This window comes from Sphaerisporangium fuscum, assembly GCF_018531465.1.
Taxonomy (GTDB): Bacteria; Actinomycetota; Actinomycetes; order Streptosporangiales; family Streptosporangiaceae; genus Sphaerisporangium; species Sphaerisporangium fuscum.
This window is the reverse complement of record NZ_JAHDTF010000047.1, coordinates 21,002-39,451: the sequence shown is the minus strand read 5'-3', so window position 1 is coordinate 39,451 and position 18,450 is coordinate 21,002. Positions and strand designations below refer to the sequence as shown.

Genomic DNA, 18,450 nt, shown 5'->3' with positions numbered 1-18,450 from the left:
GCGGCGCGGCTTGCGGGCGCTTCGGTGGGGTCTGGTCATGTCAGTTCCGGGACGCCGACGCCGCCGACAGTTCGGTGGCGACGTCCAGGACGTGACGGCCGGCGACGACGGGGAGGCAGCGGCCGCTGACGGGGCCGATCTCGCGGGCCCAGCGTTCCGGAACGGCGGCCTCGCCGCGCCCTGCCCCCGCGAGGGCGCCGGCGATCGCCGCGGTGGTGTCGGCGTCCCGGCCGAGGCCGGCCGCCTCCACCACCGCGTCCTCCACCTCGCCGCCGCCGAGCAGGTACCCGGCGAAGGCGAGCGCGACGGCCTCCGGGGCGAGGTCGGTCCACGGGTAGTGGGGCACGACCACGGCGGCGTACAGCTCCTCTACCGAGCCCGCGGCCACGGCCCGCACGGCCGCGCGGAGGCTGCGGGAGGTCCAGGAGTCCTCGGGGACGGCGGCGATGCCCGCGTCCACGACCTCGCCGGTCGCGGCGCCGGTCATCGCGACGGCCACCGCCGCCGCGACGGCCTGCCCGCCGTACACGCCCTCACCGCTGTGGCTGACCGCGCCGTCGACGGCCACCAGACGGGCCGCCTCGGCGGGGTCGCCGGCCGCGAAGACACCGTACGGGGCGGCGCGCATCGCCAGGCCGTCGGACCAGCCGTGCTGGTGCCACAGGCCGGACATCGGCGGCGCGAGGCCGCGGCGCAGCGCCTGGACGGTGCCCAGCTCGGAGAAGCCGGCTCCGCGCATCGGCCCGTCGACGCCCGGGATGATCCGCTCGCGGTACTCCCGCTCGACGTCGGCCGGGGTCAGCGCCGCGCCGTACCGGCACAGCAGGGAGGCCGCGAAGATGGTGTACTCGGTGTCGTCGGTGCCGCCCTTGCCGGGCTCGATCTCGGTGAGACGGCCCCAGCGACGGGCGATCTCCTCCCGGGTGAGGTTCTCGGCGGGGCGCCCGAGGGCGTCGCCGGCCGCCAGGCCGAGCAGGCACCCCCGGGCGCGGGTGAGCGGCGTCACTTGTTGTACCGCTCCAGCACCTTGTTGCCCTCGTCGACGAGCGTCTTGGCCGCCTGGTCGAGGCTGATCTTGTTGGCGAAGTACTGCTGCAGGGTCGGCGTGGCCACCTTGCTCTTCCACTCGTCGAAGCCGTTGACCTTCAGGTACGGCGCGACGACGAGGTTCTTGGCGGAGGCGGTCGCGACGTCCCAGCCGTTCTCCTTGGTGGTCATCGACGGGTCGCTCGCCGCCTTCACGCTGGTCGGCAGCAGCCAGTCGCCCTTGGCGAGCTTGGCCTGGTTGGCGCTGTTGAGGAAGAAGGAGATGAACTTGGTGGCCGCGTCTGGGTTCTTGCTGTCGGCGGCGACCGACAGGGTCTGCGACGTGGCGCCCTGGTCGGAGCTGGTGCCCTTCAGCGGCGGGATCGTGATCCACTCGAAGCCCTTGGGAGCCTGCTCCACGACCTGCTGGCGCAGGTAGACGCCCGCGGGGAGCAGCGCGTACTTACCGGCGTAGAAGCCGGGCAGCGGGTCGGCGGTGCCCATGCCGAGCGCGGAGGGGTCGGCCGACTTGTCCTTGTAGAGCTGGTCGTGGATGCGCTGCATGACCTCGCGCTCCTCCGGCCCGACCTTGACGGTGGCCTTGGTGCCGTCGGTCTGGAAGAACGTGCCGCCGAAGTTGAGGGCGAGGTTGAGCACCTTGTTGACCGGCGACTTCAGCGGCCAGGCGACACCGAAGTTCCCGCCCGTGGTGAGCTTCTTGCTGATGCCGGCGAACTCGTCCCACGTCCAGGGGTTGTCCGGGGTGGGGATGCGCACCTTCGCGGCGTCCAGCAGCTTCTTGTTGCCGATGAGGACCTGCGACTCCTGCAGGAACGGCACGCCGTACACGCCCTGGCCGCCCTTGCCGTCGGGGAAGGTCACGGTGTCCCAGGCCGCCTGCGGGATGTCGCTCTTGAGGTCGGCGGGCACCTTGCCGGACAGGTCCATCAGGTAGCCGCGCGAGGCGAACCCGGCCAGCGCCGGGGAGTCGTCGTGGATGACGTCCGGCGGGTCGCCGGCCTCGAACGAGGTGACGAGCTGGTCGTTGACGTTGTCCCAGCTCCCCTGGACGTATTCGACCTGGATGCCGGGGTTGGCCTTGTTCCACTCGTCGACGAGCTGCTTGTTGGCGGCGATGGACTCCTTCTGCCAGGCGAGGCTCAGGAACTTCAGGTTCACCGGCTGACCGGCCTTGCCGCCGCCGGAACTGTCGCCGCCTGAGCCGCCGCAGGCGGCCGCGGTGAGCGCGACGACCGCGGCCGCCGCGGCCGCGAGTGCGGTTCTGGTACGCACGGGTTTTCTCCTATCGGGGGGACGTGGAAAGCGGTTCGTGGGTGCCGTCCGCGGACGGCCGCGAGGTGCCGGCGGCGCTATCCCTTCACGGCACCGGCCATGAGGCCGGATCTCAGCCGCCGCTGGATGATCGCGAAGAACGCCAGGCTCGGGATCGTGGCGAGCAGCGAGGCCGCGGCGAGCGGCCCGAGGCGGACGACGCCCTCCGCGCCGGTGAACTTCACCAGGGTCAGCGGCAGGGTCGCCACGTCGGGGTCCTTCAGGACGACCAGGGCGAACAGGAACTCGTTCCAGGAGGAGATGAAGGCGAACAGCAGCGTCGCCACCACGCCGGGCGCGAGCAGCGGCGCGACGACGTTGACGATGCTGCGCACCCGGCCCGCGCCGTCGACGGCCGCGGCCTCCTCCAGCTCGCGCGGCACCGCCCGCACGTACCCCTGGAGCATCCACAGCGCGAACGGCAGCGTGAAGGTGACGTGCACGATCGTCAGGCCCGGCAGGGTGTTCACCAGGTCGAGGCTCCGCAGCACCATGAACAGCGGAATGATGATCAGGATGAACGGGAAGACCTGGCTGACCAGCACCCATCCGACGGCGAACCGGTTGACGAGCGAGCGGTAGCGGGCCATGGCGTAGGCGGCGGGCAGGGCGAGCACGACCGTCAGCACCGCGCTGGCGACGGCCACGCCGAGGCTGCGGGCGGCGCTGCCCACGATGTCCTGCTCGCTGAAGGCGTCGGTGAAGTTGGTCAGGACGGGGTGACGCGGGATCCACGTCGGGGTGAGGCTCGCCATCTCATGCGGCGTCTTCAGCGCCGTGGACAGCAGCCAGAGCAGCGGGAACGCCAGGAAGACGACGTAGCCGAGCAGGGCGAGGTACTGCAGTAGCCTGCGCATGTCAGTCCGCCTCCCGCATCTGGCGTCCGATGTAGAGGCCGAGCACGGCCAGCACGACGATGACGATGGCGACGCCGAGGGTGGCGGCGTAGCCGAAGAAGCCGTAGCGGAAGGCCTCCTCGTAGGCGAAGAGCATCGGCAGGCGCGTCTGCCCGCCCGGGCCGCCCTGGGTGAGCACGTACACCAGCCCGAACTGGTTGATGTTCCAGACGAAGTCGAGCGAGGTGATCGTCACGATGACCGGGCGCAACTGCGGCAGCGTGATGCTCCAGAAGCGGCGGAAGGTCCGCGCGCCGTCCATGTGCCCGGCCTCGTACAGCTCCTTGGGCACGTTCTGCAGGCCCGCCAGCAGCACGACGGTGGTCTGCGGCATGCCCGTCCAGATGCCGACGACGATGACGGCGGGCAGCGCGATGGAGAAGTCGTTCAGCCAGTCGACGTTGTGGTCGAGCAGCCCGATGCTCTGCAGCACGGCGTTGAGGATGCCGGCGTTCGGGTGGTAGACCAGCCGCCACATCAGGCCGATGACGACCGGAGGCATGGCCCACGGCACCACGGCCAGCACCCGCGCGAACCCCCGGAAGCGCAGGTTCTCGTTCAGCAGCAGGGCGAGCCCGAGCGAGGCCAGGAACTGCAGCACGGTGACCGACACCGCCCAGACCAGGCCGATCCGGAACGACGACCAGAAGTCGCCGTCGGTCAGCAGGTCGCCGAAGTTCGACAGGCCGGTGAAGGTCGTCACCGCGTTGCGCCCGGACCTCGCGTCGGTGAAGGCCAGGAAGATGCCGTACAGCAGCGGGCCGACGCTGAAGACGAGCACCGGCACGAGCGCGGGCAGCATGAGCATGAGCGACTCGCGCCGCTGCCAGCCCGGCCTGCGCGTCCCGCGCCTGGTGGGCGTCGTGCGCGTTCTTTCGGCCGTCAGGGTCATCGAGTCTCCTCCCCAGTGGTCGAGGCGCGGATCACAAGCCGGGGCTCGACGGTGACCACGCGGGGCGCCCGGGGGCCCTTGCCGAGCCGGTCGAGCAGGAGCTCGGCCGCCACCCGGCCGCGTTCGGCCGATCCGAGCGAGACGCTGGTCAGCGGGGGCCAGGCGAGCGTGGCGAGGTCGGTGTCGTCCATACCGGCGACGGCGACGTCCTCGGGCACCCGCCGCCCGGTGCGCCGCAGCGTCTCCAGGGCGCCGAAGGCGATCAGGTCGTTGGCGCACAGCAGCGCGTCGATCTCGGGCGCCCGCCCGAGCAGCCGCTCGGCGGCCTGGGCGCCCTCGGCGCGGTAGAAGTCGCCCACCTCGACGAGGTTCTTGTCGTACGGCAGTCCGCAGGCCTCGAGCGCCTCGATGTAGGCGGCGCCGCGGGCGGCGCCCGGGACGGTGTCGAGCGGGCCGTTCAGGAAGCCGATGCGGCGCCGGCCGAGCCCGTGCAGGTGCTCGACGGCGAGCCGCACGCCCGTGCGCGAGTCGGTCCGCACGTTGTCGACGGGGGTGCCGTCGGGCACGGAGCCGATTATGACGATGGGCGCGCGGGCGCCGGCGAACATGTCCAGGTGCTCGCGCGTCATGCGCAGCGGCACCATGATGAGCCCGTCCACGTAGCGTTCTCCCAGGCCCCGCAGCACCTCGATCTCGTCGGCGGTGTCGACGTCGGTGGAGTGCAGGACCAGGCGGTAACCGGCGGCCTTGAAGATCGGCTGAATCTCGCGGATCATGGCGAGGTAGGCCGGGTTGCCGATGTCGGCGATCGCGAAGCCGAGCTGGTTGCTGCGCCGCGACTTCAGGGACCTCGCCGCGGAGTTGGGCACGTAGCCGAGCTCGCGGGCGGCGCTCATGACACGGCGCTCGGTCTCCGCCTTGGTGGGGAGGCCGTTCAGCACGCGTGAGACGGAGGCGATGGATACGCCAGCACGCTGGGCGATCGTCGTGATCGTCGGCCCGTCGCTCACTGTCACCTCGGACTCTTATAGGACTGTAAACGTTTACAGGGGTCGGCGATCACATTACGCTTCTGAAAACGTTTACGGAGTGAGGACATGTAATCGTCACGCGCGGCACAGCGTCAAGTCACGATCGGGTAAACGGAACAAAGATGGATATATCCCGATAAATCGGGCAAGACGGCCGGGCGTGACCGCCCCGTACGGGCCGCGGACGAGGCGCGGGCCGCACGGGGCGAGGGTCGCCTGAACACTCCCGGGCAAGCCCCGGCACGTCGGCCATCCGGACACCGCCGGTCAGAGGCCCTCGGACACGTCGATCATCGGACGCCCCCGGCTGGAGGGTGCCGGGCACGTCGCCCCCGGGCACAGGTCCTGAGACATGTCGATCACCGGACCTCCCGGCTGGAAGCCCCCGGGCACGTCGATCCTCCGGAGGCCCCCGGTCAGAGGTCCTCGGGCATGTCGATCATCTGGTTGAGGAGGGGGACGAGTTCTCTCTCCTCGTGGTCCAGGTGCGCCTCCAGATCCTCGGTGAGCCGCTCCAGCTCGGCCTCGACCCCGTCCGGGGCGCCGGAGTCCACCAGGGTCCGGATCCGGTTCAGGATGCGCGCCACGACCTGGTGTTCGTCACGCAGCCGGGTCAGCACCGAGGCCAGCTCGGGGTGCAAGCGGTCGAGGTGCGGGAACAGGACCGCGTCCTCCCCGGTGTGATGGGCGTGCAGGGCTTCGCAGAAGGTCAGGCAGTGTTCACGCAGGCTCGGGCCCAGCCTGGACGTCCGCCGCAGTTCGGCGAGGTCGCGGCGGAACCCGTCGTGCAGCTTCACCAGTTCGTCGCCCCACGCGACCAACCGCTCGCCGTCGTGCTCGGTCATGTCAACTCCTCCGCCAGAAGGCCCGGGACCCGGGCCAGGACACCGTGCGCGTAGCCGAAGACGGCCGAGACCAGGGCCGCGACCGCCGAGGCCGCGAAGCTCCATCCCGCTCCCGCGCCCGACAGCAGGGCCGAGCTCACCGCGCCCGCCAGGCTGCTTCCGACGACTCTCACCAGGGCGTTGACGCCTCCGGCCGCCGCCGTCTTGGCCGGTTCGACGTGTTCGACCGCCATCGTGCCGAGCGCCGCGTAGCCTAGGCCGATGCCCACGCCCAGCACGACGGCCGCCGCGTACAGATCGGCCGGACCGCGGTGGGAGAGGCTCAGCCACAGCGCCGCCGCGGCCACCAGCGCCGACCCGGCCCCGACCAGCGCCGACGCGGCGAACCGGCGCATCAGGCGGCCCGCGAGCAGCGAGACTCCCAGCATCAGCAGCGCCGTCGGCAGCAGGTACATCCCGACCTGGAGCACCGACGCGCCCAGGTCCGCCTGGGCCACCGACGACAGCGTGGTGATGGTGCCGAACAGCGCGAATCCGAGCAGCAGCGACGCCACCGAGGCGCCCACCGTCCCCCGGTGCAGCAGCATGGGGATCTCGATCAGCGGCGAGGCGGTACGGCGGGCCGTGACCACCCAGACGGCGACCAGCACGGCGGCCGCCGCCAGCAGCCCCAGGGTGGGCGGTGCGGCCCAGCCCCAGGCCGGGCCCTCGCTGATGGCCAGGAGAAGGCAGACCAGCCAGGCGGCCACCAGCGCCGCGCCGGTGAGGTCGGGCCGGCCGCCGGGTGCGGTGCGCGCGGGCTCGGTGACGAAGAGGGCGACCAGCGCGACACCGGCCGCGCCGAGCCCGGCCAGAACCCAGAACAGCGCCTGGTAGGTGCCGCCGACCAGACCGGCGAGGATCATCCCGGCACCGCTGCCCACGCCGATCATGGCGCTCAGCACGCCGATGGCCGTGGGCAGCCGGTCACGCGGCACCTGTTGCCGGGCGATGCCCATGGACAGAGGCAGCAGGGGCGCGGCCGCGCCCTGCAGCACCCGGCCGGCGATCAGCAGGGGAAGCGTGGTGGCCAGGGCGCTGAGCAGTGACCCGGCGACCAGCAGGCCGAGCGCGGCCATGGCGACCGGCCGCCTGCCGTACAGGTCGCCGAGGCGGGACAGCAGCGGGATGGTCACCGATCCGGAGAGCAGCGAGGCGGTGAGGGTCCAGGAGACGGAGGTGAGCGGCACCTGAAGCCGCTGTTGCAGCACGGGGAGCATCGGCACCACCGCGGTCATCTGCAGCGTTCCGACGGCGACGGCGAACGCGAGCACGCCGACGGCCACCCAAGGTGACTTTTTGTACATGTATAGAAAGTATCATGACGGGATGCCGTCGCGTACGGGGCGACCCCCGAGGATCTCCAGAGCGGACATCGTGTCCGCGGCCCACCGCGTCATCGAGGAGGAGGGCACCCAGGGCCTGACCATGCGCAGGCTCGCCCGCGAGGTGGGCGCCACCCCGATGGCCCTGTACCACCACGTGCGCGACAAGGACGAGCTGCTCCAGCTCCTGCTCGACGACTACGCCGCCACCGTGCCGAGACCCGAGATGCCCGCCGACGGCGGCGATCCGGGCGAGCTCGTCGTCACCGCCGCCGTCGCCATGCGGGACGCGCTGATCGGCGTCCCGTGGATCGTCGAGGTGCTCAGGGCCGACGACCTGATGTCCGTGCACGCGCTGTGGTACCCCGAGACGATCATCGACGCGGCCGTGCGGGCCGGGCTGACGCCCGAGGCGGCCGTCGATCTGTACCGGATCATCTGGCACTACACGGCCGGTGAGATCACCGCTCGGGCGGCCGCGGCGCGCCGGCGGGAGGACGACAGGCCGACCTACCGGGGCCAGGTGTTCGCCACGCTCGACGCGGCCGAACTGCCCCGCCTGGCCGCGCTGGGCGAGCGCTGGGAGGAGCTGACCGCCCGCGACACCTACGACAAGGGCGTGCGCGCCATCGTGCACGGCCTGCTGGGCGGCGGGTGAACCCGCCGGCCCCACGCCCAGGTCAGTGCCGGTGGCCGACGGCGGGGGCCTCGGGGTGGGCCGCGAGCCAGGCGAGACGCTGCCTGCTCTCGTCGTCCAGCGGCGTGTAGACGACCATGCGGGTCTCCGGCGGCCCGGCGAGGGCCAGGCTGGTCGACACGGCACGCACCAGGCCGACCGCCGAGTGCCGGAAGATCTTCATGCGCGTACCCGGCCTCGCCACCTGGTGGTCGGCCCACAGCGCGGCGAACTCGGAGCTCACCGCCGACAGCCCCCGGACGAACTCCTCCCACGCCGGCTCGCCGATGTGCCGCACGAAGCCGGTGCGAAGCGTGGCGACCATCAGCGGGAATTCGTCCTCGGCGTTCACCACCGCCCTGCAGCACCCGGGCTGGGTGAAGCAGTGCCACATGACGTTGCGCTCGGGCGGATCCGACCTTACGAGGTTCGGGAACAGCGCCGCGTAGGAGGCGTTCCAGGCGAGCAGGTCGTACCTGCTGTTGTAGACGCAGCCGGGCAGCGGGTCGAGGTTGTCCAGGATCACCTGCACCTCGGGCTCCAGCCTGCCGCACTCCCCGGACTGCGGCACCTCCGGCACCTCGGCGAGCCGGTACAGGTGCTCCCGCTCGGCCGCGTCGAGCTTGAGCGTGCGGGCGATGGCGTCCAGCACCTGGACGCTGGCGTTGATGCGCCGGCCCTGTTCGAGCCAGGTGTACCAGGTGACGCCGACCCCGGCCAGCTGGGCGACCTCCTCGCGCCGCAGGCCCGGCGTGCGGCGGCGCAGGCCGGGCGGCAGGCCCACGTCGGCGGGGGTGATGCGCTCGCGGCGGCTGCGCAGGAAGGCCGCCAGCTCGCCGCGTCGGGTGGCCGTCGTCGTCACGATCCCCATACTGGCGGACGTGCGGGGGCCCTGCCAGGTAGTGGCAGTACCAGTATCGACAGGCTCTCATTACCCGTATGGCGGCACGGCCACGATTTCCCCATGACCGCAGTCGCAACACGTTCCCCCGCCGTGCGCCGCGCCCGGCGCGGCCCCGGCTGGATGCTCGCCGTCGTGCTGGCCGGGCAGTTCATGGCCATCCTGGACGTCTCCATCGTCAACGTCGCCGCGCCGACGATCCGCGCGGACCTCGGGGCCACCGGCTCCGGCCTCCAATTGATCATTTCGGGCTACACGATCGCCTACGCCATGCTGTTGATCACCGGTGCCCGGCTGGGCGGGCTGCGCGGGCCGCGGGTGATGTTCCTGCTGGGCCTGGGCCTGTTCACCGCCGCCTCGCTGGCCTGCGGGCTGGCGGGCTCGGAGGGGACGCTGATCGCGTTCCGGCTCCTGCAGGGGGCCGGGTCGGCCTTCATGGTGCCGCAGGTGTTGAGCATGATCCAGCTGAACTTCGAGGGCGCCGCCCGCGCGAGGGCGGTGAGCGCGTACTCGGCGGTGCTCGCCGGCGGCGTCGTCGCCGGGCAGGTGCTCGGCGGCCTGCTGGTCACGGCCGACCTGTTCGGGACGGGCTGGCGTCCGGTGTTCCTGGTGAACGTGCCGATCGGCGCCGCCGTGCTCGCCCTGGCGTGGCGGCTGCTCCCCCGCGACCACGTCGCCCGCGACCAGGGCGTCGACCTGCCCGGCCTGGTCACCCTCTCGGCGGCGGTGTCGCTGCTGGTGATCCCGCTCGTGCTCGGGCACGAGCAGCACTGGCCGGCCTGGGGCTGGTGGTCGATGGGGGCCGGCGTCGTGCTCGCCGGGGTGTTCGTGGCCGTCGAGCGCCGGGCGCGCCACCCCCTGATGCCGGGCCGGCTGCTGCGCGCCCCCGGCCTCCTCCCGGCCGTCGCGGCGATCTTCGGCGAGATGGTGACCTACGGCGGGTTCCTGTTCAGCGTGGCGCTGTACCTGCAAGGTGGGCTCGGCGACGGCCCGCTGCGGGCGGGGCTGACGTTCGTCCCCGCCGCGGCGGGGTTCGCGGTGGTGAGCCTGACCTGGCGGCGTCTGCCCGCGCGTCTGCACCGCGTTCTGATCCTGGCCGGTTTCGCGCTGGCCACGGCGGGCTACCTCGCCGAGGCGCCGCTCCTGTCGGGCGGGGACCGGGGCGCGCCGCTGCTGGTGGTGCTCGCCCTGACCGGCGTCGGCCTCGGCGCGGCCCAGAACCCGCTGTTCACCGTGGCGCTCGCCCACGTCGACCCCGCCGACGCGCCGGACGCCAGCGGGATCCTGAGCACGACGCTCCAGCTCGGCCAGGTGGTCGGCGTGGCGACCTTCGGCTCGCTGTTCCTGAGCCTGACGCCGTCGTCCCACGCGATCGGCGTGACCGGGCTCTGGCTGGCCGTCGTCGCCGCCCTCGCGGGCGCCTGCGCCCTCCCCCTGCTGGGGCGCGGGCGCCCGGAGAAGACGGCGGGCTGAGCGCTCAGGCCGGGACGTGCGCCTCCAGGGTGCGCCGCCAGACGTCCATGGCCAGCACCGGGCGCATGCCCACCGACAGGTACAGGCCGAGGGCCGGGGTGGTGTTGTTGGTGTCCACGTGGAGATAGGTGCCGACCCGGCCGCGGCGAGCGTCGGCGGCGAAGGCCCGCTTGAGCAGCAGCCGGCCGAGGCCCCTGCCCCGGAACTCCGGCAGCACCGACAGGACCCGGACGTACCCGCAGTTCTCGTCGGCGGCGAACATGTCGCTGCCGAGCAGCATCGCCGCCGGCCGCCCGTCCATCTGTGCCAGCACCAGCTGCGACCAGTCGTGGGTGCTGGAGGACTCGAAGTGCTCCTTCCACTCGTCGAACTCCCTCGGCACGAACCCGAAGTGCTCGGCGAAGCCCACCTGGTGGATGCGGTGGGCGGCGCGCATCAGCTCCTCGGAGTCGGCCGCCGGGTGGACGGTCGCGCCGGGGAGGAAGCCGGGGTCGACCTCGGTGTGGTCGATGCGCAACCGCTGGAAGCCGGTCGCCGGCGCGAATCCGTGCTCCTCGGCGAGGGCCCGCTTGGCGCCGTCCTGCTGGTAGATGCCGATGTCGGCCACGGCCCGCGGGCTGCCGACCTCGGCGGCGATCTCCCGGGCGCGCCGCAGCACCGTGTCCCACAGCCAGGACGTCAACCGGGAGTCACGGGAGCACACCTCGATCTCGACGTTCCCCGTGTCGCCCCGGCGCGCGGCGTACGCCCAGCCCACCGGGGCCTCGCCCCCGGCGCGCGGGTACACCAGCCAGCCGTCGCGGCCGGGGTCGAAGTCGGGGTCGGCGAGCGTGTCGGCGACGTCGTCGAGGGTCATGTCGGGGTGGCCGAGCACCTCGATGTCACAGGCCGACACCAGCCCGTGGACGGCGGGCGCGTCCTTCCGGGCCGGCCGCCGGATGTCGTATGCGTCCAGGTCGGGATTCGTGTTCACCCCTCTGTTGTACGCCCGCCGACTTGCCTCGTACTGGTCCGCGACTTGGCCCTACGGTTTGAGGGCGACGCCGCAGTAGGCGGTGACCTCCTCGGGCACCCCCCACGGGGTGGCCTCGGGGCGCCAGTGCGACACCGACACCACGCCCGGCTCCAGCAGGCGCAGGCCGTCGAAGAAGGCGGCGATCCGCTCGGGGGTGCGCAGCTTGTAGGGGTCGCCCGCCTCGGCGCGGGTCTTCTCGGCCTGGGCGGCGGCCTCGGGGTCGACGGCGTCGGTGCCGTCCTCCAGAACCAGGTAGCTGCCCGGCGCCAGCGCCCCCACCAGGTGGTCGCGGATCGCGGTGGCCTCCGCGTCGTCCCACACGTTGCCGAGGATGCCCAGCATCATCAGCGCGACCGGCCGGGTGAAGTCCAGGGTGCGGGCCGCCTCCCGCAGGACGTGCTCGGGGTCGCGGACGTCGGCGTCGACGTAGTCGCACTCGCCCTCCGGGGTGCTGGTCAGCAGCGCGCGGGCGTGCACCAGCACCAGCGGGTCGTTGTCCACGTAGACGATCCTGCAGGCGGGGTTGACGCGCTGGGCGACCTCGTGGGTGTTGTCGACCGTGGGCAGCCCGGTGCCGAGGTCCAGGAACTGGGTGATCCCCGCCTCGCCGGCCAGGTGCCGCACCGCGCGGCCGAGGAAGACCCGCGAGTGCCGGGCGACGTCCACGATGCCGGGGTACACCTTGCGGACCTGGTCGCCGACCTGCCGGTCGATGGGGTAGTTGTCCTTGCCGCCCAGCCAGTAGTTCCACACGCGGGCCGAGTGGGGGGCGGTGGTGTCGATCTGCGGGGAGGTCTTCTCGTCGGTCATGGCAGCACTCTTCGTCGTGAGGTGGGGCGCCCCGGCGGGCGGACACCGGCGGCGGCGCGGACGCAGCCGATCATTCCAGGCGTGGACCGGCTGCGGGATGATGACTTCTCGACAGGACCCTGCCGAGCGGAGGACGCCATGGAACTACGGGACATCTTCGAGCACCTGTCGGGGGCCCAGCGGGTGTACGGCGAACCGTACGAGAAGGACGGCGCCACGGTGATCCCGGCGCTCAAGGTGTGGGCGGGTGGCGGTGGCGGCAAGGGCGATGTGAAGGAGGCGGTCACCGGGGGCGAAGGCGGGGGCGGCGGCACGATCGCCCGGCCCGTCGGGGCGTACGTGATCAGCGGCGGCAAGGTGTCGTGGCGGCCCGCCGTCGACGTCACCCGCATCGTGACCGGCGCCCAGATCCTGCTGGGCCTGGCCCTGATCGTGTACGCCATCCGCGGCGGGCAGCGGCGCTGAGGCTGCCCGGTGCCGGGCGGCGCGGCTAGTCTGACCGGCATGGTCCGTACGCGCCTGTACCGCAACGGTGAGCTGGAGCGAGAGGGGTTCCCGATCGCCGAGGTGTCCGACCACATCGAGGACCCCTCGGCGACGGTGTGGTTCGACCTGCTCGCCCCCTCCCCCGAGAAGCTCGAGGTCATCAGCGAGGAGCTCGGGCTGCATCCTCTCGCCGTCGAGGACGTCCTGCACCCGCACCAGCGGCCCAAGCTCGACGTGTACGACAGCCACCTGTTCCTGACGCTGTACGCGGTGCGGCTCGGCGAGAACCCCTCCGAGCTCCACCTCACCGAGGTGTCGGTGTTCGTGACCAAAAACGCGCTGGTCACCGTGCGGTCGAACGATTCGTGCGACATCGACCAGCTCGTCGCGCGCTGGGACGCCAGCCCCGCCATGAGCAGGCACGGGGTGGCGTTCCTGCTGCACGGGCTGCTCGACTACATCGTGGACGGCCACTTCGACGTCGCCCAGGCGCTCGACGACCGGGTGGAGGCGCTGGAGGACACCTTGTTCACCGAGCGGCCGGGCAACGGCCGGGTCATGCAGCGCGAGATGTTCGACCTGCGCAGGACCACCGTCCGGTTCCGCCGGGTCGTGGTGCCCATGCGCGACGTGGTGAGCTCGCTCATGCGCCGCGACCTGGTGGTGGTGGAGTCCGACATGGCGCCCTACTACCAGGACGTCTACGACCACGTGCTGCGGGTGTCCGACTGGACCGAGTCGCTGCGCGAGCTGGTGGGCAACGTCTACGAGACCCACCTGAACCTCCAGGGCTACCGCATGAACGACATCATGAAGAAGGTGACGAGCTGGGCCGCCATCATCGCGGTCCCCACTCTGATCACCGGCTTCTACGGGCAGAACGTGCCGTTCCCGGGCTTCTCGAAGCTGAGCGGCTTCCTGGTCTCCAGCGTGCTGATCGTCGTGGTGTCGTCGATCCTGTACGTCGTCTTCCGCAAGAGGGACTGGATCTGACCTGGCGCGTCAGGCGCGGCCGACGGCCTCCTCCACCCAGCCGCCGGCGAGCACCACGTCGAGCAGGAGGCTGCCCGCGCCGAGAATGGCGGCGTTCGGCCCGGCCCGGGTCACCTCGATCTTCAGGTCGCGGGTGGCCAGTGGCAGGCATCGCTCGTAGACCGCGCCCCTGACCGCGGCGATGAGCTGCTCGGCGGCCGACAGGCTGCCCCCGATGAGCACGGCGTCGGGGTTGAAGAAGTTGACCAGCGCGGTGAGCACCTCGCCGATGAGGCGCCCGGCTCCGCGTACCAGGTTGGTGGCCTGCGGCACGCCGTCGGCGGCCAGGGCGGCGATGCTGGCGGGGTGCTCGACCTCGATGCCCTGCTCGGCGAGGGCGGCCATCATCGCGGCCCCGCTGGCGTAGGCCTCCAGGCAGTCGGAGTGGCCGCACGAGCAGATGACGGACTGGTCGGACCGCACGCGCACGTGGCTGATGTCGCCGGCCGCGCCCCGGCCGCGGTGCAGCCGGCCGCCGGCGATGATGCCGCAGCCGATGCCGGTGCCCGCCTTCAGCACCATGAGGTTCTCGCAACCGGGCCAGGCGAGGTACTCCCCCGCGGCCATGAGGTTGGCGTCGTTCTCGACCAGGATCGGGACGCCGAACCGGGCGGCCAGGTGGTCGCGGACGGGGTACTCGTTCCAGCCGGGCATGCGCGAGGGCGAGATGACGGTGCCGCCGGCCGGGTCGACCGGGCCGGGGATGCCGACGCCGACGCCTCTGACGGGCAGGCCGCCGCCACTGGCGGCCAGCAGCTCCTCGAGCCTGCCGGCGAGCCAGTCGAGGGTCTGCTCCGCGCCGGCTCCTATGTCGCAGGCGTGTTCGACGACGGCGAGGGGCGTGCCGCTGAGGTCGACCAGGCCGAGCCGGGCGTGGTGGCTGCCGAGGTCGGCGACCAGCAGGAGCCCGGCCTCGGGGGCGAGCCTGAGGCGGCGCGGACGACGCCCGCCGGTCGACAGCCCGGAGCCTTCCTCCTGGAGGAGGCCGGCGTCGATCAGCTCCTCCACGCGCAACGAGACGCTGGAGGGGGCGAGGCCGGAAAGCCTGGCGAGCTCGGCGCGTGACTCGGCCTGGCCGAGGGCGACGAGACGGAGAAGCTCACCTTTGCCTGACACAGGAGATGCTTACCATGACTTGACTTAATGCGGCAATGCATTGACTTCAGCCGACATCGGCCTCTATCGTCCCTAGAAAATTCGATTCCGAACGAAGTCGGACGGTAAACGATGATCGAGGTGCGCGGCCTGGCGAAGCGCTACGGCGACCACCACGCTCTCCGCGGCGTCGACCTGGACGTCGCCCAAGGAGAGGTGGTCGTCGTCATCGGCCCGTCCGGGTCGGGCAAGTCGACCCTGTGCCGCTGTCTCAACAGGCTCGAGCAGGCGGACGCCGGTGAGGTGCGCATCGACGGACGGCCGGTCGCCGGCGAGGGCAAGGCCCTGGCCCGGCTGCGCGCCGACGTCGGCATGGTGTTCCAGTCGTTCAACCTCTTCCAGAACAAGACCATCCTGGAGAACGTCACGCTGGCGCCGATGAAGGTGCGCCGGATCGACCGGCAGGAGGCCGAGACGCGGGCGCGGGAACTGCTCGGCAGGGTCGGCATCGCCGACCAGGCGGGCAAGTACCCCTCACAGCTGTCGGGCGGCCAGCAGCAGCGCGCCGCGATCGCCCGCGCGCTGGCCATGCGCCCCAAGGTCATGCTCTTCGACGAGCCGACCTCCGCGCTGGACCCCGAGATGGTCGGCGAGGTGCTGGACGTCATGACCGGCCTGGCGCGCGAGGGCATGACCATGGTCGTCGTCACCCACGAGATGGGGTTCGCCCGCCGCGCCGCCGACCGGGTGGTGTTCATGGACGCCGGCGAGATCGTCGAGACCGGGCCGCCCGGCTCCTTCTTCTCCGCCCCCCGCACCGCCCGGGCCCAAGACTTCCTGGCCAAGGTGCTCACCCACTGAAAGGCCGGGTTCCGCAAGAAATGCTCGTCAAAGAATGGAGTTGGTGATGGTGCACGCTCCCGCACTGTCACGTGCGCGCCGCGCGGCGCTGACCGTGGTGTCCGTGGTGTCGCTGGCCGGCGCGGCCGCCTGTTCGGGAGACGGCGGCTCCTCCGCCGTCCCTCCCGCCGCTCCCGGCGACTCCGGCGGCGGCAAGACGGCGGACGCCTATGCGAACGCCCCCGTCGCCGCGGCCGCCGACATCCTGCCCGGCTCGACCATGGAGAAGATCAAGAAGCGCGGCGAGCTGATCGTCGGCGGCTCGCTGGACGCGCCGCTGCTGTCCCAGCAGAACCCCGTGACCGGCGAGGTCGAGGGCTTCGACGCCGACCTCGGCAAGCTCCTGGCGAAGTACATCATCGGGCAGCCGAAGGTGAAGATCGTCAACTCGGCGTCGGAGACGCGCGAGGCGCTGCTGTCCAACGGCACCGTCGACGTGGTCTTCCAGACGTACACGATCACTCCCGAGCGTGCCAAGCAGGTGGCGTTCGCCGGGCCGTACTACACCTCCGGTCTGGCGATCGCGGTGAAGAAGGGCACTCCGGGGATCGCCAAGCCCGAGGACCTCGCCGGCAAGACGGTCATCGCGGGCGCCAACACCCCGGCCATCCCGGCCATCAAGAAGGCCGCCCCGAGCGCCAAGATCGTCACCTTCGGCAGCGACCCCGAGTGCGTCCAGGCGCTCAAGCAGGGCCGGGGCGTCGCCTACGTGCAGGACCAGTCGCTGCTGGTCGCCGACGGCAAGACCGAGCCGGAGCTCCAGGTGGTCGGCGAGCCGTTCACCACCGACCCCTACGGCATCGGCCTCAAGCACGGCGACGACCAGATGAAGAAGTTCGTCAACGACTGGCTGAAGAAGGTCCAGGACGCCGGCCTGTGGCAGGAGGCGTGGAAGAAGTCGATCGGCACGGTCGTCCAGGGCGAGGCCCCGGCGCCGCCCGCCATCGGATCCGTCCCCGGCTCCTAGGTCGCCGCCACCCATGGATGCCCTGTTCGGCAACCTCCCCGCGCTGTGGGACGGACTGGTCGTGTCGCTGCAACTGACGCTGCTCGCCTTCGCGGGCGCGTTCGTGGCGGGCGTGCTGGTCGCCACGGCGCGGGTGAGCCCGGTTCCCGTCCTGCGCGCCGCCGGGACGGTGTACGTCGAGGCGCTGCAGAACATCCCCCTCCTGGTCTGGCTGATCCTGGCCGTCTTCGGGCTGCCCGAGATCGGCGTCCAGGCGGGGCTGTTCACGACCGCGGTGGTGGTGATCGCCCTGTACCAGGCGGCGTACGTCGCCGAGGCGCTCCGCTCGGGGATCAACTCGGTCTCCGCCGGGCAGGGCGAGGCGGCCCGGGCGCTCGGGCTGGGCTTCGCCGGGTCGCTGCGCCACGTGGTGCTCCCCCAGGCGCTCGCCACGGTCGTCCAGCCGCTCGGCAACGTCTTCATCATGCTCACCATGAACACCTCGCTGGCGGCGGCGGTCGGCGTGGTCGAGCTGACCGCGGCGGCCAACCGGGTGAACCTCGTCGAGGCGCAGCCGATCCCGATCTTCGTGGGGGCGGGCGTGGCGTACATGCTGTTGTCGGCGCTGATCGGCTTCGTCACGGGCGTGCTGGAGCGGAAACTGGCGGTGCCACGATGAACAACCGGCTGCTGTTCGACGAGCCGGGGCCGCGCGCCCGGCGGCGCGTCCGGATCGCGACCGCCGTCTTCGCGGTGGCCGCGCTCGCCCTGGTGGCCCTGGCCGTACGCCAGTTCGCCGCCAACGGGCAGCTGGACGCGGCGCGCTGGCAGCCGTACGCCACCTGGCCCATGTGGCGCTACCTGCTGAACGGCCTGTGGTCGACGGTCCTCGCGGCCGTGGTGTCGGCGGCGATCGCCATGGCCGGCGGGCTGCTGCTCGCGCTCGGCCGGCTGTCCCCGCGCCGCCCGGCGCGCTGGGCGGCGGGCGCGTACGTCGAGGTGGTGCGGACGATCCCGGCGCTGCTGCTGGTGTACGTGGTGCTGTTCGCGCTGCCGAAGTACGGCCTGGACCTGCCGCTGTTCTGGAAGCTCGTGGTCCCGCTGTCGGTGTCGAACGCCGCGGCCTTCGCCGAGATCTTCCGTGCGGGCATCATGTCGGTCGAGCGCGGCCAGACGGAGGCGGGCCTGGCGGTCGGCCTCACGCGCGGCCAGACGATGCGGATGATCGTGCTGCCCCAGGCGGCCCGCCGCGTGCTGCCCTCGATCGTCAGCCAGTCGGTCGGCCTGCTCAAGGACACCTCGCTGGGGTTCGTCGTCAGCTACGCCGAGCTGCTCTACAGCGGGAAGGTCCTGGCCAACTACAACCATCTGCTGATCCAGACCTACATCGTGGTCGCGCTGGTCTACCTGGTGGTCAACGCGTCGCTGTCGAAGCTGGCCCGCACTCTGGAGGCCCGGCAGCGCGGCGGCGCCCGCCGTCCCCGCGCCGCCACGAAGGCCGCCCCGGAAGCCACCCTCCACGCCTGACCGCGCCCGGCTCGGGGCCGGCGGTGGCTTGAGGAGGAGGAAGGGTGAGGAACGAGCCCGTACGACGACGAAAGCCGCCGCCCCAAGGAGGCCCCGAGCCCGCCGAGCGCAGCGAGGCCATCGAACACAGGGCCGGCGGTGGCTGGAGGAGGAGGGAGGGTGAGGAACGAGCCCGTACGACGACGAAAGCCGCCGCCCCAAAG

At 71.8% G+C, this 18,450-nt stretch carries 19 protein-coding genes; 8 read left to right on the top strand and 11 right to left on the bottom strand.

What is annotated here, in order from left to right; all coding sequences use genetic code 11:
* Positions 1-40 precede the first annotated feature (40 nt).
* The 7 genes from KIK05_RS42345 to KIK05_RS42315 all read right to left on the bottom strand — a co-directional run bounded on the left by KIK05_RS42345 (position 41) and on the right by KIK05_RS42315 (position 7,368).
* Positions 41-1,006 (bottom strand): ADP-ribosylglycohydrolase family protein, encoded by a 966-nt coding sequence (locus KIK05_RS42345; protein WP_214416560.1) that lies wholly within the window; start codon positions 1,004-1,006, stop codon positions 41-43.
* A complete protein-coding gene (locus KIK05_RS42340) occupies positions 1,003-2,319 on the bottom strand; it encodes an ABC transporter substrate-binding protein (protein WP_214416559.1) in 1,317 nt (438 codons plus the stop codon). The genes KIK05_RS42345 and KIK05_RS42340 overlap by 4 nt, the downstream gene beginning before the upstream one ends.
* A 77-nt stretch (positions 2,320-2,396) precedes the next feature.
* Positions 2,397-3,215: a carbohydrate ABC transporter permease gene (locus KIK05_RS42335; RefSeq protein ID WP_214416558.1), complete on the bottom strand. Its 819-nt coding sequence runs from the start codon at positions 3,213-3,215 to the stop codon at positions 2,397-2,399.
* Between the two features lies 1 nt (position 3,216).
* Positions 3,217-4,146, bottom strand: a complete 930-nt coding sequence (locus KIK05_RS42330; protein WP_214416557.1) for a carbohydrate ABC transporter permease — start codon at positions 4,144-4,146, stop codon at positions 3,217-3,219.
* A complete protein-coding gene (locus KIK05_RS42325) occupies positions 4,143-5,162 on the bottom strand; it encodes a LacI family DNA-binding transcriptional regulator (RefSeq protein WP_308250365.1) in 1,020 nt (339 codons plus the stop codon). Before KIK05_RS42325 ends, KIK05_RS42330 begins: the two co-directional genes overlap by 4 nt.
* Before the next feature lie 431 nt (positions 5,163-5,593).
* Positions 5,594-6,022: a hemerythrin domain-containing protein gene (locus KIK05_RS42320; protein WP_214416556.1), complete on the bottom strand. Its 429-nt coding sequence runs from the start codon at positions 6,020-6,022 to the stop codon at positions 5,594-5,596.
* Positions 6,019-7,368 carry an MFS transporter gene (locus KIK05_RS42315; RefSeq protein ID WP_214416555.1) on the bottom strand — a complete coding sequence of 450 codons (1,350 nt, stop codon included), beginning with the start codon at positions 7,366-7,368 and terminating at the stop codon, positions 6,019-6,021. The genes KIK05_RS42320 and KIK05_RS42315 overlap by 4 nt, the downstream gene beginning before the upstream one ends.
* Positions 7,369-7,390: 22 nt before the next feature.
* Here KIK05_RS42315 and KIK05_RS42310 point away from each other — a divergent pair, with 22 nt between their 5' ends.
* A complete protein-coding gene (locus tag KIK05_RS42310) occupies positions 7,391-8,044 on the top strand; it encodes a TetR/AcrR family transcriptional regulator (RefSeq protein ID WP_214416554.1) in 654 nt (217 codons plus the stop codon).
* A gap of 22 nt (positions 8,045-8,066) precedes the next feature.
* Here KIK05_RS42310 and KIK05_RS42305 read toward each other — a convergent pair whose 3' ends face one another.
* Complete coding sequence (locus KIK05_RS42305; RefSeq protein WP_372455660.1) at positions 8,067-8,924, bottom strand: helix-turn-helix transcriptional regulator; 858 nt, start codon at positions 8,922-8,924, stop codon at positions 8,067-8,069.
* A 102-nt stretch (positions 8,925-9,026) separates the two neighbouring features.
* On the opposite strand from KIK05_RS42305, the gene KIK05_RS42300 reads away from it, so the two are divergent.
* A complete protein-coding gene (locus KIK05_RS42300) occupies positions 9,027-10,436 on the top strand; it encodes an MFS transporter (protein WP_214416552.1) in 1,410 nt (469 codons plus the stop codon).
* A 4-nt stretch (positions 10,437-10,440) separates the two neighbouring features.
* Here KIK05_RS42300 and KIK05_RS42295 read toward each other — a convergent pair whose 3' ends face one another.
* Both KIK05_RS42295 and KIK05_RS42290 read right to left on the bottom strand, forming a co-directional pair.
* Positions 10,441-11,409, bottom strand: coding sequence for a GNAT family N-acetyltransferase (locus KIK05_RS42295; RefSeq protein WP_308250364.1), 969 nt, complete (start codon positions 11,407-11,409; stop codon positions 10,441-10,443).
* A gap of 51 nt (positions 11,410-11,460) precedes the next feature.
* Positions 11,461-12,261, bottom strand: coding sequence for an SAM-dependent methyltransferase (locus KIK05_RS42290; RefSeq protein WP_214416551.1), 801 nt, complete (start codon positions 12,259-12,261; stop codon positions 11,461-11,463).
* Between the two features lie 138 nt (positions 12,262-12,399).
* Here KIK05_RS42290 and KIK05_RS42285 point away from each other — a divergent pair, with 138 nt between their 5' ends.
* Positions 12,400-12,726 (top strand): spore germination protein GerW family protein, encoded by a 327-nt coding sequence (locus KIK05_RS42285; protein WP_214416550.1) that lies wholly within the window; start codon positions 12,400-12,402, stop codon positions 12,724-12,726.
* Positions 12,727-12,765: 39 nt separating this feature from the next.
* Complete coding sequence (locus KIK05_RS42280) at positions 12,766-13,740, top strand: magnesium transporter CorA family protein (RefSeq protein WP_214416549.1); 975 nt, start codon at positions 12,766-12,768, stop codon at positions 13,738-13,740.
* A 9-nt stretch (positions 13,741-13,749) separates the two neighbouring features.
* On the opposite strand, the gene KIK05_RS42275 is transcribed toward KIK05_RS42280, so the two are convergent.
* Complete coding sequence (locus KIK05_RS42275; protein ID WP_214416548.1) at positions 13,750-14,895, bottom strand: ROK family transcriptional regulator; 1,146 nt, start codon at positions 14,893-14,895, stop codon at positions 13,750-13,752.
* Between the two features lie 111 nt (positions 14,896-15,006).
* On the opposite strand from KIK05_RS42275, the gene KIK05_RS42270 reads away from it, so the two are divergent.
* The 4 genes from KIK05_RS42270 to KIK05_RS42255 are packed head-to-tail and all read left to right on the top strand — an operon-like array spanning position 15,007 to position 18,247.
* A complete protein-coding gene (locus KIK05_RS42270) occupies positions 15,007-15,735 on the top strand; it encodes an amino acid ABC transporter ATP-binding protein (RefSeq protein WP_214416547.1) in 729 nt (242 codons plus the stop codon).
* A 46-nt stretch (positions 15,736-15,781) separates the two neighbouring features.
* Complete coding sequence (locus KIK05_RS42265; protein ID WP_214416546.1) at positions 15,782-16,741, top strand: glutamate ABC transporter substrate-binding protein; 960 nt, start codon at positions 15,782-15,784, stop codon at positions 16,739-16,741.
* A gap of 13 nt (positions 16,742-16,754) precedes the next feature.
* Entirely contained in the window at positions 16,755-17,399 is a 645-nt protein-coding gene (locus KIK05_RS42260) for an amino acid ABC transporter permease (protein ID WP_214416545.1), read from the top strand.
* On the top strand, positions 17,396-18,247 hold the full coding sequence (locus tag KIK05_RS42255) for an amino acid ABC transporter permease (protein WP_214416544.1): 852 nt from the start codon (positions 17,396-17,398) through the stop codon (positions 18,245-18,247). The genes KIK05_RS42260 and KIK05_RS42255 overlap by 4 nt, the downstream gene beginning before the upstream one ends.
* Positions 18,248-18,450 lie beyond the last annotated feature (203 nt).

What these genes read in the sequence shown, in the direction of transcription:
- KIK05_RS42335 (WP_214416558.1), bottom strand. Translation starts at nt 3,215, where the DNA reads ATGCGCAGGCTACTGCAGTACCTCGCCCTGCTCGGCTACGTCGTCTTC.
- KIK05_RS42330 (WP_214416557.1), bottom strand. Translation starts at nt 4,146, where the DNA reads ATGACCCTGACGGCCGAAAGAACGCGCACGACGCCCACCAGGCGCGGG.
- KIK05_RS42320 (WP_214416556.1), bottom strand. Translation starts at nt 6,022, where the DNA reads ATGACCGAGCACGACGGCGAGCGGTTGGTCGCGTGGGGCGACGAACTG.
- KIK05_RS42315 (WP_214416555.1), bottom strand. Translation starts at nt 7,368, where the DNA reads ATGTACAAAAAGTCACCTTGGGTGGCCGTCGGCGTGCTCGCGTTCGCC.
- KIK05_RS42310 (WP_214416554.1), top strand. Translation starts at nt 7,391, where the DNA reads ATGCCGTCGCGTACGGGGCGACCCCCGAGGATCTCCAGAGCGGACATC.
- KIK05_RS42300 (WP_214416552.1), top strand. Translation starts at nt 9,027, where the DNA reads ATGACCGCAGTCGCAACACGTTCCCCCGCCGTGCGCCGCGCCCGGCGC.
- KIK05_RS42290 (WP_214416551.1), bottom strand. Translation starts at nt 12,261, where the DNA reads ATGACCGACGAGAAGACCTCCCCGCAGATCGACACCACCGCCCCCCAC.
- KIK05_RS42285 (WP_214416550.1), top strand. Translation starts at nt 12,400, where the DNA reads ATGGAACTACGGGACATCTTCGAGCACCTGTCGGGGGCCCAGCGGGTG.
- KIK05_RS42280 (WP_214416549.1), top strand. Translation starts at nt 12,766, where the DNA reads ATGGTCCGTACGCGCCTGTACCGCAACGGTGAGCTGGAGCGAGAGGGG.
- KIK05_RS42270 (WP_214416547.1), top strand. Translation starts at nt 15,007, where the DNA reads ATGATCGAGGTGCGCGGCCTGGCGAAGCGCTACGGCGACCACCACGCT.
- KIK05_RS42265 (WP_214416546.1), top strand. Translation starts at nt 15,782, where the DNA reads ATGGTGCACGCTCCCGCACTGTCACGTGCGCGCCGCGCGGCGCTGACC.
- KIK05_RS42260 (WP_214416545.1), top strand. Translation starts at nt 16,755, where the DNA reads ATGGATGCCCTGTTCGGCAACCTCCCCGCGCTGTGGGACGGACTGGTC.
- KIK05_RS42255 (WP_214416544.1), top strand. Translation starts at nt 17,396, where the DNA reads ATGAACAACCGGCTGCTGTTCGACGAGCCGGGGCCGCGCGCCCGGCGG.